The organism is Geomonas sp., from assembly GCF_056994735.1.
This window is the reverse complement of the sequence record NZ_JBXKJL010000173.1, coordinates 1-12465: the sequence shown is the minus strand read 5'-3', so window position 1 is coordinate 12465 and position 12465 is coordinate 1. Positions and strand designations below refer to the sequence as shown.

The 12465-nt window shown below is 61.1% G+C and carries 11 protein-coding genes and 1 tRNA gene; 8 read left to right on the top strand and 4 right to left on the bottom strand.

Translation table 11 applies throughout. The features are described from left to right. Positions 1-162: 162 nt before the first annotated feature. A tRNA-Leu gene (locus tag AC11W3_RS08115) sits at positions 163-249 on the top strand. Between the two features lie 177 nt (positions 250-426). Here the strand turns inward: AC11W3_RS08115 and AC11W3_RS08110 are convergent. Further along, positions 427-2649 (bottom strand): GspE/PulE family protein, encoded by a 2223-nt coding sequence (locus AC11W3_RS08110; RefSeq protein WP_484092786.1) that lies wholly within the window; start codon positions 2647-2649, stop codon positions 427-429. A 268-nt stretch (positions 2650-2917) separates the two neighbouring features. On the opposite strand from AC11W3_RS08110, the gene AC11W3_RS08105 reads away from it, so the two are divergent. The 5 genes from AC11W3_RS08105 (at position 2918) to AC11W3_RS08085 (ending at position 9062) form a co-directional block, all read left to right on the top strand. Then, a complete protein-coding gene (locus AC11W3_RS08105; protein WP_484092785.1) occupies positions 2918-3349 on the top strand; it encodes a type IV pilus modification PilV family protein in 432 nt (143 codons plus the stop codon). Continuing rightward, positions 3349-4335 carry a PilW family protein gene (locus AC11W3_RS08100; RefSeq protein ID WP_484092784.1) on the top strand — a complete coding sequence of 329 codons (987 nt, stop codon included), beginning with the start codon at positions 3349-3351 and terminating at the stop codon, positions 4333-4335. Before AC11W3_RS08105 ends, AC11W3_RS08100 begins: the two co-directional genes overlap by 1 nt. Before the next feature lie 5 nt (positions 4336-4340). Beyond that, entirely contained in the window at positions 4341-4907 is a 567-nt protein-coding gene (locus AC11W3_RS08095) for a pilus assembly PilX family protein (protein WP_484090237.1), read from the top strand. 28 nt (positions 4908-4935) lie between these two features. Next, entirely contained in the window at positions 4936-8448 is a 3513-nt protein-coding gene (locus AC11W3_RS08090; protein WP_484092783.1) for a pilus assembly protein, read from the top strand. Positions 8449-8522: 74 nt separating this feature from the next. Next, complete coding sequence (locus tag AC11W3_RS08085; protein ID WP_484090235.1) at positions 8523-9062, top strand: pilus assembly FimT family protein; 540 nt, start codon at positions 8523-8525, stop codon at positions 9060-9062. 132 nt (positions 9063-9194) lie between these two features. Here the strand turns inward: AC11W3_RS08085 and AC11W3_RS08080 are convergent, their stop codons facing one another. The 3 genes from AC11W3_RS08080 to AC11W3_RS08070 form a co-directional block, all read right to left on the bottom strand. Further along, positions 9195-9728: a GNAT family N-acetyltransferase gene (locus AC11W3_RS08080; protein ID WP_484090234.1), complete on the bottom strand. Its 534-nt coding sequence runs from the start codon at positions 9726-9728 to the stop codon at positions 9195-9197. Continuing rightward, complete coding sequence (locus AC11W3_RS08075) at positions 9725-10003, bottom strand: type II toxin-antitoxin system TacA family antitoxin (RefSeq protein ID WP_484090233.1); 279 nt, start codon at positions 10001-10003, stop codon at positions 9725-9727. The genes AC11W3_RS08080 and AC11W3_RS08075 overlap by 4 nt, the downstream gene beginning before the upstream one ends. 154 nt (positions 10004-10157) lie before the next feature. After that, entirely contained in the window at positions 10158-10739 is a 582-nt protein-coding gene (locus AC11W3_RS08070) for a superoxide dismutase (protein WP_484090305.1), read from the bottom strand. A gap of 465 nt (positions 10740-11204) precedes the next feature. Between AC11W3_RS08070 and AC11W3_RS08065 the strand changes: the two genes are divergently transcribed. Together AC11W3_RS08065 and AC11W3_RS08060 are read left to right on the top strand one after the other, a co-directional pair. Further along, the gene (locus AC11W3_RS08065; protein ID WP_484090232.1) at positions 11205-12110 is read left to right on the top strand and encodes a hypothetical protein; all 906 of its coding nucleotides are present in this window, start codon (positions 11205-11207) and stop codon (positions 12108-12110) included. Between the two features lie 17 nt (positions 12111-12127). Continuing rightward, positions 12128-12465: DUF815 domain-containing protein (locus tag AC11W3_RS08060; RefSeq protein WP_484092782.1), on the top strand; the 338-nt coding region annotated here is incomplete at its 3' end.

Genomic DNA, 12465 nt, shown 5'->3' with positions numbered 1-12465 from the left:
TGAATGCCATTCAAGCGCTCTCCCAACTGAGCTACAGCCCCATCAAAGGAGTCCTGTTTATAGCAAACCGGCAGATCGGTGTCAACCCTTTTTTCCCCATTAAAATTTCATTTTCATCCTTGACCTGAAATGAGCCTTTCGCTATACTCCCGTGACGTTTCAGCCGGAGTGGTGAAATTGGTAGACGCACTGGACTCAAAATCCAGCGGGGGTGACCCCGTGTCGGTTCGATCCCGACCTCCGGCACCAGAGAAATAACGAGGGGCCAGCTGTTACAAGCTGGCCCCTTTTTCATGCTTTCGGCTGTTGAAAATCTCACTCTTCACACCTCCGGTTCCGGTTGCCGCAGCCCCGGGTTCCTGAGGCGGGAAACCGCCACCGGCAGCTTCCTCCTTTTGCCCCTTTCCGCCTGCCTCGCGGGAGGGATCAGAGGATGCAGACTTTCAGGACCTGCTGTAGGTCGGTTACCCCCCCGAGAATCTTCTCTATGCCATCCATCTTCAGCGTCCTGCCCCCTTCCTGCAGGGAAAGCTCTCTCAACTCCTCAACCGGTGCGTTCCTCTTGATCGCCCTTTTCAGGGCAGGGGAGTTGACCAGGAGTTCATGCAGCGCGATCCTCCCCCTGTAGCCGGTCCCGTTGCACTTTTCGCATCCTTTCCTTCTCATAAGCTGCAGGCCGTCCGGCCGATCCGGCAGCCCATGCGCCTTGAACCATACGGGACCGTAGTGAACCACCATCTCCTCATACTCCTCCCCGGTCGGCCGATAGGGCACCTTGCAGTGGTCGCAGAGCTTGCGGGTGAGGCGCTGGGCGATGATCCCCAGCATTGCGTCGGAGAAGTTGAAGGGATCTATCCCCATCTCCAGCAGCCTCGCCACGGTTTCGGGCGCGGTGTTGGTGTGCAGCGTGCTGAAGACCAGGTGGCCGGTTAACGATGCCGCGATGGCGGTTTGGGAGGTCTCCGCGTCCCTCATCTCACCGATCATGATGACGTCGGGGTCGGCGCGCAGGAAGGAGCGCATGGCATCGGCAAAGTTGAAGCCGATCTTGTGATTGACCTGCACTTGCCTGAGCCCCTTCTGGATGATCTCCACCGGATCCTCGGCCGTCCAGATCTTGCGCTGCGGCGAGTTGATGGTGGCAAGTGCGGAATGGAGGGTGGTGGTTTTTCCCGATCCGGTGGGTCCTGCACAGAGTACGATGCCGTAAGGCTTCTTGAGCAGTTCCTTGAACTTGGCCAGGTTGTCGTCCGTGAACCCCATCTCGTCAAGCGAAAGGGGTTTCACCCCGGTCAGGAGCCTCAGCACCGCGTCCTCATGTCCCTCCACGGTCGGCGTGATCTCCAACCGGTACTCGAGCTTGCGATTGTCGTAAAGGAGGAAGATCTTGCCGCTTTGCGGCTTTCTGCGTTCGGCAATGTCGAGCTTGGCCATGATCTTGAGCCTCGCCACCACCGCCGCCTTATGCACGGCCGGGATCTCGTGGGACAGCACGCACTCCCCGTCGATCCTGTACCTTACCGAAAGGGGACCCTTTTCCAGCTCGGGCTCGAAGTGGATGTCGGAGGCGTTGCTGGCGTAGGCCTCGAGGAGGATCCTGTTCACCAGCAGGATCACCTTGGAGTCGGGCTCTATGTACTCGACCTCCTCGGGCTGCTCGACCACGACGAGCTGTTCCTCCTCCATTTCACTGATCACCGCCTCGATCGACTCACCCGGCATGTTGTAAAAACGCTCTATGGCCGCCGAGATCTGGCGGGCCCCGGCGATGACCAGCTCGATGTTGTAGTTGGTGATGAACCTCAGACTGTCGGAGATGGTGCTGTCGGTAGGCTCGGAGGTCGCCACAACCAACTTCTTCCCCTCCAGTTCAAGGGGCAGGACGTGCATCTGGTTTACCAGGTTCCTGGGAAGCGCCTCCAGTGCCCTGCGGCTCGGGTGGACGTCGGTCAGGTCGAGGAAGGGAATGCCGAACTTCTCCGCCAGCGCGGCGAGGAGTTGGTCCTCCGAGACCAGGCCCCGTTCCATGAGCACCGCGCCGATCTTCTTCTTCCCGCTCCCCTGCATGGCCATCTCAACCTGCTCTTTGGTCACCAGCCCCTCGGTGATCAGGATATCGCCCACCCTCGCGTTCTGGTTGGTGAGATGCTTTGACTGCTCCTCCTTGTAGCAGTCCATGATCTGCGACCAGACCTTCTCGGGATCACGGGCGCCGCCTGGGCCACCTGCGCCGACCAGCTCCGGGACTTTCTCTCCAGCAGGACGGGCACCGGGCCCCGCGGCAAGGCGCCCCGGGTCTGGGGGGCTCACCGCCGACGAGATGATGAAAAGCCGCTCGAAGGGAACCGACTTGTCGGAAGAGAGGCCGAAGAAGCCTTTGTCGAAGACCTGGTCATGCCTGATGCGCAGCATCAGCCGCTCCCCTGTTACCAGTTCCACCTCCTCCGGAGGAGCATCGGTCGCGCTTTCCGGACCGTGGGAGCCTGGGCCCACCAGCCCGATGTAGCAGAGCTCGTCCAGGGGGACACTGCGCTTCTGGGTGGCTGACAGGTGAATGCTGATCTCGTTCTGGTCGGGTCTGAAGGGGGCGCAGAGCGAGGTCCTCAGCTTCCGCCTGTCTCTGAAATTCAGGATTACCTCGGTAGTCATGGCATTCTCCGTCTCGGGAGGAGGTCGGCGTCGTCCACAAACGGAGTGACAGTATACCAGAAGGGGGGGCGGCTTTCACGTAGGGCCGGGGAACAGGGCGCCCGGGTGTTGATCCAGGAACGTGATCTGCTATACTTTACCCGTCTTTAATTAAAAGTTGGATCCGCACTCCCGGCCGGACGATCTCCCGGCAAGGGAGCCCCGGCCTACGGCCACCCTCCAGCCGAAACCGCGGCACGGTCAAGGCCCCGGATGGGAGCGACACGAGATGAGACTGAAGCTACCACCTACCGGCTGCCGGGGATTTTCCCTGGTCGAGCTGCTCATCGCCATGACAGTGCTGTCGGTGGGGCTCTTCGCGGTGGCCACCATGCAAACCGTCTCCCTGTCTAACGCATCGACCTCGCACAAGATAATGGTCGCCACGGAGCTGGCCAAGCAAGCCATGGAGGACATCATGGCCTGGGAACCTGAGGATGCGAGACTGAACACCAGTGCCGCCGATGTCACCTACGCCGACAACGTCAGCATGGCCGGCGGCGGCACCTTCAGGATCACCTACAGCACCACGGTACATACCCCGGTGCGGGGATCGACCCGGGTGGACATCGCCGTCAGCGAGGCACTCTCCCCCAGGCCCGGCAGCCGGAGCTGGCCCATCAATACCGTCTTGATCTCCGGCTTCAGGAAGGTGTTCTGATGGGGCTGCCCTGGCGGAAGGAAGGTGGGGTGACCCTCATCGAGCTCCTGGTGGTGGTGGGGATGATGGGGCTGGTAGCTGCCGCCATCTATACCACCTACACCGCCAACCAGAAAGCCGCCTATTCCCAGGGGGAGGTGCTTGAAGTGCAGCAAAACCTCAGGGTGGCGCTCGATTACCTGACCCGGGACCTGAAGATGGCGGGCGTCCTGATACCGCCGGGGACCGGCGCCCCCATCGCCTCGGCCTCAGGAACACCTCCCTTTCCCACCTATTCCACGAGCATCATGATAAACACCGCTTCCGCCGCCGGGCGCTTTGCCAGGGTGGAAATAGACAACCCGCCTGACAACAACTTCGCCGTCTCCGGGACGCCGGACACCATCACCCTGAGCGTCGAGCCCCCGGCCTCCGCCACTGGCCCCAACGTGGTGGACGCCTTCGCGCCCGGCGACCACGTGCGGCTGATCCGCCCCTTCGACGCCAGCGAACCCCTGGGCGGGACCCGCACCCTGGTGGTTGACGAGACCGCCGGCAATCCCGACCGGGGCGTGTTCGGCACCTCTTTCCCAAGCATCACCATCCGCAAGTCCGACGGATCAACCTTCCTGGCCGACGACGTGGTCAACTCCGGCGACCTTATCGCCAAGGTGGCCGACAGCTCCGTTTACCCCATGACCGTCGCCTACTACCTGGTTAACGGCGGCGTCCAGGTCAACGACTACCGCTGCCCCGTCAACCACAAGTGCCTGGTCCGGCAGGTCAACGGCCCGTCGGGCCCCGCCGACATCATCGCCACCAACATCTCCTCCCTCCGTTTCTCCTACCTCCATGACGGATACGCGGAGTCGAGGGTTCCTTCGGACCTGGAGCGGGTCAGGGCGGTCCGCATCACGCTTCAGGGAACGACCACCAGGACGGTGGCGTCGGCGGGCCCCAGGTCCAGGGCCGTCGCCACCGTGGTGAAGCTGAGAAACAGGAGATGACAGCCATGCTGATTGACCCGGCCAGGATGCGCAGGGAAGGGGGGGTGGCGCTCATCCTGGTGATGGTGGTGCTGCTGATGCTCAGCATCCTCGGGATGACGGTGCTCAGTTCGACCACCAGCGACCTGCAGATCACGGCAAGCATCAAAAACGACGGCGATGCCTTCTATATGGCCAGCGCCGCCCTGGAGTTCGCGCAGGCCGACGCGGCCATCTACGCTGCGCTAATCCCTTCCTCGGCGACGGCCTGGCCTCGCCCCGAGGAAGGGGTGCTTCTGCGCGATGATGGGTCCCCGAGCACGACACCCAACACGGCATATCACGACTACAACCAGATGACGATCTACAAGTATCCCCTGACCAGGACACAGCCGCAGGGGACTGCCAACATCAAGGTCGAGTATCTGGGCGCCGGGTCGGTCCCCCCCGGCCAGGGGACCGAGGTCGATGCGGGCCTGGGCGGAGGGGGGGGATTCAACGCCCACTTCTACCTGATCTCCGTGATAGCCGACGGTCCCGACCACTCCCACCTGGAGATCGAGTCCCAGATAGCCAGGGTGGTGCCGAAATAACCGGAGTTTCTGTGAACGGAGACCGTCGATGAAGAAATCCCTGTTCCTGCTGGCCATGGTAGCGCTGTGCCAGGGGGCGCCGGCGCAGGCCGGTCCCGACCGCTTCCTGGGCGACGCCGCCATCTACAGTGCCTTTGCCAACCACATCCGGCCCAATATCCTCCTCCTCATCGACAACAGCAATGCCACCCTCAACTCCGCCTCCGGGAGCAAATATGATCCGGCTGTCGATTACTGTGTCAGCTATGCGGCCTGCACCTATCAGAGGTACTCGGTGTACGCGGCGGGACAGCAGGGGGACTTCTCCACCACGTCCCTGGTCGACAACCCCGACGGCAACCTAGGCAACGTAACCTGTAGCAACAACGGCAACATCGCGGCCGCCACCCTGCGCAGCAGCGGCACCTACGTCGGTTCGGCCAGCGAGAACAATCCCAACCTCAAGAAGGGGACCGGAAGCGCAGGCGCGGGAAAGGCGGTCTGCGATTTCAGCGGCAAGGGGGCGACCTACGCCTTGGGCAACTTCCTGAACTACACCATGTCATCGGTCGCCTCCTCCGGAGTTACCCAGCGCAGGGTCATCTATGACGCCTTGAAAACGGTGGTAGGGGGCGCGCGCTACGCAGTGAATTTCGGGGCCATGGTGTACGGCGTGAACAACAAGGGGGGGAAGGTGGTCTACCAGGTGGGCAACCTCAGCAATGACGCCGACTTCAACACCTTCCTGAGCCTGCTGCCGGGAGATGATGGTAACGGCACCGTCACCGGTGAACCCGTGCTCTCCAGCCAGACCGCCAGGCCACAGGCAGAGGCGCTTCTCGATGCAGGGTACTACTTCCGGGGAAGCTATCTGCCGATCTCGGGTCAGGCCGCCATGCCCTCACCGAGCAGGTACGGTTGTGACAAGAACCACGTGATTGTCATCACCAACGGCCTCAGCAACAAGGATGACAGCCCTCAGCTCGCCAGCACCGTCGGGGACCTGGACGGAGACGGGGCTGAAGCGGTAGGCTACGGCCTGGGGAGCCATTACCTGGACGACGTGGCCAAGTACCTGTACGAAACTCCCCCAAGCGGCGCAGCGCCCGTCTCGACCGACACCATACTGGCCTTCCAGGCCGACGACGTCCTGGTCAGGCGGGCGGCCGATGACAGCCACGGCCGGGGGGAGTACCACAACGTCTACAACGCCAACGAGCTGGCAGCCGCCCTGTTCGATGTCATCACCAAGATCATGCTGGAGACCGACACCTCTTTCGTGGCACCGGTCGTGCCGGTCAGCCCCGAAAACCGCGCCTTCAGCGGAAGCCGCCTCTACATGGCCTTTTTCAAGCCCCGGTCGGAAAAGTACTGGTACGGCAACCTGAAGAAGTTGGGGGTCAACAGCGTCAATGCCCTGACCGACCGCAACCGCGCCCTGGCCTGCTACACGGACATCGACGGCGACGGCAGCGACGACGTCGACGGGGCGAGGCTGCCGTCCGGAGCGCTCAGCGGCTCATTCCGCAGCTCGTCCTCTTCCTTCTGGAACAGCTCCAGCGACGCCGGCTTCGTGGAGGTGGGCGGGGCCGGGGAGGTGCTGGTCCATAGGGACCTCGGCACCAACTCGAGGAGGATCTACACCTACACCGGGACCAGTAGCGACCTGACCGATGCCAGCAATGCCCTCAGCACCGCCAACAGCGCCATCAGTGCGGGCCTTCTGGGGGTGGCGGATGCGGCGGCCAAAGACCGTCTGATCCGCTTCGTTCACGGCTACGACGCCTTCGATGAAAACGGCAACGGCAACACCACCGAGAAGAGGGGGGCGAGCCTGACCGCTCCCTCCGGCTGGATCGTGGGGGACATCCTCCATTCCCGCCCGCTCGTGGTCAGCTACGCCTCCTATCCATTTTCCGCGAGCAACGAAGCGGACTGCAGCATCAACAAGTCCATGATCTACGTGGGGGCCAACGACGGGATGTTCCATGCCATCAGGGACTGCGACGGCGGCGAGGCCTGGGCCTTCGTCCCGCGCGACCTCCTCGGCAATCTGAAGTACCTATCCGAGGGGGAGCACGCCTACTACCTCGACTCGACCCCTTCCGCCTACATCTACGACAGCGGGAACGACGGCAACCTTTCGCCCTCCAACGGCGACAAGGTGATCCTGATCTTCGGCGAGCGCCGCGGCGGAGGGTCCGACGCCGCACCGACCTCCGGCTCCTATTACGCCCTGGACGTGTCGGACCCCGCAGCCCCAAGACTTCTTTGGCGCATCAGCAACCAGACCTCGGGATTCGAGGAGCTGGCGGAGACCTGGAGCGAGCCGAAGTTGGTCAGGATGCGTATCGACGGGGGGACCAAGATCGTCGCCTTTGTGGGTGCTGGATACGACAACATCCACGAAGACACGCGATATGGCAACAATTCGTACTTCACCGACGCCGATGCGGTCGCCTTGGCGGATGTGGGTAACGGCAACGTGGCCAGCGGCGGATCGACGGAGGCCACGGCGCTGCGTAACCCCAGGGGGAGGGGTGTCTATGCCATCGAGATCGCCTCCCTTGGCACTGGCGGTGTCCCCGTCTTCACCAACAGCGGCGCCAGGATCTGGGGCTATGTCTACGGCGCCGGCAGCGAGCGTTACCAGGCTCCCCCCGCCTCCTCTACCAGTCCGCTGCTGAAGTACTCATTTCCCGCTGAAATCGCGGCAGTCGACCGGGACAACAACGGTTACGCCGACACCCTGTACGCCGTGGACACCGGAGGAGGCGTCTGGAAGTTCAGGGTGGGGGATTCAGCCGTCGCAAACTGGCGCGGGATCAGGTTGTTCAACCTCAACTCGGGAACGGCTGCGGGCAAGAAGTTCTTCTACAAGCCCTCGGTGGTGGTGGAGCCGGGCTATACCATGCTGTTTATCGGCTCCGGCGACCGGGAACATCCGCTCAACAGGGACCAGAACCTCGTCGACGGTTTCTATGCCCTCAAGGACACCGGGCAGAGCACTTCCGACGACTTGGACGAGGCTGACCTGGCTGACCTGACCAGCGATTCCATTCAGACCACGACCGAGGCGAGCGGCGCCGACTCGGTTGCCGGCATCACTGCCGCGCTCAACGCCAGCCACGGCTGGTACCTGAGCCTGAATCAGCGCGCCGGGGAGAAGGTACTGGCCTCACCTACGGTCTTCAACAAGGTCGCTTACTTCACCACCTTCACGCCGAATGCGGCACCGTCCACTGACCCTTGCAGGCCCGGCAACCTCGGTATCTCCCGCGTCTACGCGCTGGGCTACAAGAACGCCACGGCGGTGATGAACTTCGACACCAGCAACGACAGCATACTGACCACCAACCCACTGGCCCGGACCGTTCCCGGGCAGATCCTGCAGCGCAGCGACCGGTCGACGGAACTCGGACCCGGAATCGCCTCGGGGATGGTCGTCCTCGTCAACCCCGGCGGCGGCACGCGGGGGGTGATCGGCGTCGGAGGCATCGTAGCCGGGCTCGATCCGAAGAAGGGTGGGAGCGTGCTGACCCTTTATTGGCGGCAAAAGTAGGATGGAGCCATGGATGCCGGCAGCACTGTGATCTGCAGATGGCCCTGGTTTGCAGGAGAGAGGAGCGTTGCACGATGACGAGCGGAGCGGACAACAGAGCACCGGTGAGCTTTTCGCGAGGGTTCACCACGGTGGAGCTCCTCGTGGTCGGGGGAATCATCATGGTGCTCGCCACCATGGCCACCCTGGATTTCATGCAGTGGCGTAACCGCCACAACTCGGCCCGGGGGGCGAGAGGTGTTTACGACGCCCTGCGCATAGCCAGGAGCAGGGCCATGTCAACGAACTACCAGCACATGGTGCGGTTGGAACCTGTCTCGGGGCGGTACCAGGTGGTGAAGGGGACCCGGGGCTACGGGACGCCGGACAACGGTTGGGGGACCGTGATCCAGGAGTGGATAACCGTGGCGGCAGGCGTATCCATGACCAGTGGCGCCGGTGATGCCTCCAGGGCCAGCGTCAACGTCAAGTTCAATGCCGATGGCACCGCCCGTCTGGAAACCCCGGCGGGTCATCCACTCGATCCCCCAGCCAGTAGCGTAGCCATCCGCCTGGGGGGGGCAACAGCCAATACCGTAGTCGTTTCCAGTTGCGGGAGAGTTACGCTGGAATAGCACGCCCCTGACCGCCATGGACTTCCCTTCCCCCGACCCGAGTGACCGTTTGCGCGGTCTTGTTGCTCCAATAACGAAGGCCCTCCACGTTTGGAGGGCCTTCGAATTTTGCCGTTTGCCGGCCGATGCGCCTTATTTGGTCGGCCTGCTGTGGGTGGTCTTCTGGAGGATTTTGTCGAGATCCTTCATGAGGAGGTAGAGGTGGTACGGGTCGGTCGGGCTGGGTTCAAAGTTGAAACCCATATACCACTTCCGAGCCGGTTCGTCTTTCGCATGGACAAGAATGGCGCGTATTCCTGCAATGTCGGCGGCCTGCGCCGTTCGCAGCAGTGCATCTTTGAGAAGGGCACGACCAAGCCCGCTACCTTGATGATCTTTGTCGACGGCCAGACGTGCAAGGATCATGACAGGTACTGGATGCCTTGCCAGTCCTTTTATCACTCGTGCCGGTGCGACAGCGGGTTGGACGCTGCCGACGGCAAGACTGTAAAACCCGGCTACCTTCCCTTGGTGGCAGCAGACATAGGTCTGCGAGCTTCTGGTCTTTTGGTTGATGAGCGCGTAGCGCTGCAGGAACTGGTTCAGTGCCGGATGGCCGCAGTCAAAGTCCTCGACGCTGTCATGCGCTGCGAGCCTCCGTACCTCTTCATACCGGGCTGGTTTCAATCGAGAAGGCCTTTTTCGGTCAGCAGGCGTGTGAGGTGGGGGCGAGGTTTGATGGGCTGATCCAAAGCCTCCTGGAATGCCTCCCATTCTTCCTCGTTAAGAGAAAAGCGCTGACGGTCAGCCAGGGCCTGGTTGGCAGCGGTTATGCCTGCATCCAGAAGGAATTCACTGACGCTCTTGTGGCAGGCTCGGGCGGCCTCTTGCAACAGCCGCTTTACCCCTACGTTGGCGCGGACATCTATACGCTCGGTTTTCGGAACACTGGTGACGGGCATTGGTGACTCCTTGTAATGATTGAGCCAGTATATTGTACAACCATTGTCCTGACAACATTCAAATGAAGGTGCCAGCGCCAGAAACCTTCTCCCTCTCTTGAGACGAAAAAAGGCCCCCATTGGAGGCCTTTCCGTCGGCAAAGTGAATCTGCCGCTACATCTTCATCCGCTGCTCGATGCAGTTCCAGTCGATATTTTTGAAGAAGGCGCCGATGTAGTCGGCTCTCTTGAGACCGTAGTCGGTCAGGAAGGCGTGCTCGAAGACGTCCATGATCAGAAGGGGTGTGCAGCCGGCGGGATGCCCGGCGTCGTGCTCGTTGATCCAGAAGTTCAGCAGGGTGCCGTTGGTCACGTCCTGGTAAAGGACCGTCCACCCGATCCCGCGCATGGCGCCGGTGGCTTTGAAATCCGTCATCCAGTCGTCATAACTGCCGAAATCCTGGCGCATCCTGGCTCCCAGCTTCCCTTCCTGGTTCAGCTGGGTTTTCCCACCCAGGTTCTCGAAGTAGTATTCGTGCAGCCTCATGCCGTTGAACTCCCACCCGAAGCGCCGCTTCAGCTCAGCATATTCCGGGCTCGCCCCTTTCCCTTCTTTGCGCATGTTCGTCAGCGTCTCATTCAGCGTGTTCGTATTCTTCACGTACCCCTCGTAAAGGGTGAAGTGGTTCTTGAGCAGGGTCTCACTGAATCCTTCCATGCCGATGAGCTTCTTGTAGTCTTTCGCCTGGTACGTCATCATGGTCTTTCTCCTTTCACGGGTTTGATTGTGAGCCTGGTACTTTCACGGCCGGTGTTGATAAGAGAAGAGGAGCCAGTGCAGCTCCTTCTTAGGCAGGTGTGGCTCGTGCTGAGACGGCAGGGGATTTGACCGGGGCTTAAATCCATTGCCCAATTTTACACGTCGACCTAGTGGTGTCAAATACGGTGAAGGGTGAAGGGTGAATGGTGAATGTTGAATGGTGAATGGTGAATGGTGAATTCCCCCCTCGCCCTGCGGGAGGGCAGGGTGAGGGCTTCTGCCCGACCGGCCTCTCAACCTTCTTATGGCTTCCCTCACCCGCCCTTCGGGCACCCTCTCCCGGAGGGAGAGGGGGACGCTGCCCCCTCTCCTCAGCCATTTCCTCCGATTTTGCCTTGTCTACTCCCACTGATTCCTGTATGTTGAGCCTGTTTAACTGCGTTAATGTATGGAGGTAATACCTTGAGACTTCGCACTGTTGTTGCTGCTTCGCTCCTCTTTCCCGGCCTCTTCTCGTCGGCCGTCCTCGCAGAAACTACGCCTTCCGCACCTGCCGCCGCTGCACCCGTAGAGGATGCCGCATCACTGGTCAAGGAGAACACCCAGCTGAAGGAGAAGCTCAAGCTTCTCGAGTCCTGCAGCATCACCTCGACCGATCTTGCCGCGAGGAATTGCAAGCGACTGAAGGAAATTGCCGCCGACATCCGCACCCAGAGGCAAGGCCTTGCTGACTTCGAAGGCTACGTTAAGTGGATGTCTGCCAACGTGGCGGGATACAACAAATACCTCTCCGCCGGCTCCGTCGCCGCCGGTTTCGCCAAGGTGCTGCCGATCCCGTACGCCGGTCAGGCCTCCGTGTTCACCAAGTTCGTGGCCAACGCAGCTCTCTCCCTGGGTGCGGCATCTGTATCGATCAACAAGTACCTGGTCACTTCCCAGCAGTTCCTTTCCCGGACCGACGCGCTTGATCCTGCCAAGGAATTGAATCCCCAGGAGGTTTCCGACCTGGTCCGTTTTGCCGACACGGAACTCCTGAAGGGGATGATGGATGTCCAGGAACGGCTGGTGACTACTTCCGAGTTGACCTCGTCCTCGCTTTCTTTCCTGGAGAGTCTGAACCACTATGTCGGTTCCTCCGGAGAATACTGGGCAAAGACCAAGTCACTCCTTAAAAGTGCGGATGACAAGAAGGATAAAGGCTTTCTCGCCGAGAGCACCACTGCTCTCAGAAACAGGGCGCAGGCTTTCAACGGTAAATTCAAACTGTTCGATGACACGGTGAAGAAGAATGGCCCGCGCATCAAGTCTCTTGTCGCTTATGACGATCTGATGAGAGAGATCGACCCTAAGGTGGCCAAGCTCAAATAGCAGGAAAGGAGAGTGTGGTGGAACTGGATGCCGAACTTGTGAGTCAGTTGAAGAGGGTGCTCGAGGCTGCCGAGTACCTGCTCCCGAAGCCTATTCCCAGGATTGACTGGAGCACTTGTCACGCGGCCAACTGGAAGCGCCATTCTTTCGCAGGTTCCCTGGAGCCGATTGAGAGCATCGAGGGGATCAAGCTCGAGGACCTGCTCGGGATCGAAAAGCAAAAAAACGTGCTCGAGGAAAATACCCAGCAGTTCCTGGCCGGTCTTCCTGCCAACAACGTCCTTTTGTGGGGTACCAGGGGGACCGGGAAGTCTTCCCTGGTGCGCGCGCTGCTCAGGCGGTACGCAACCGAGGG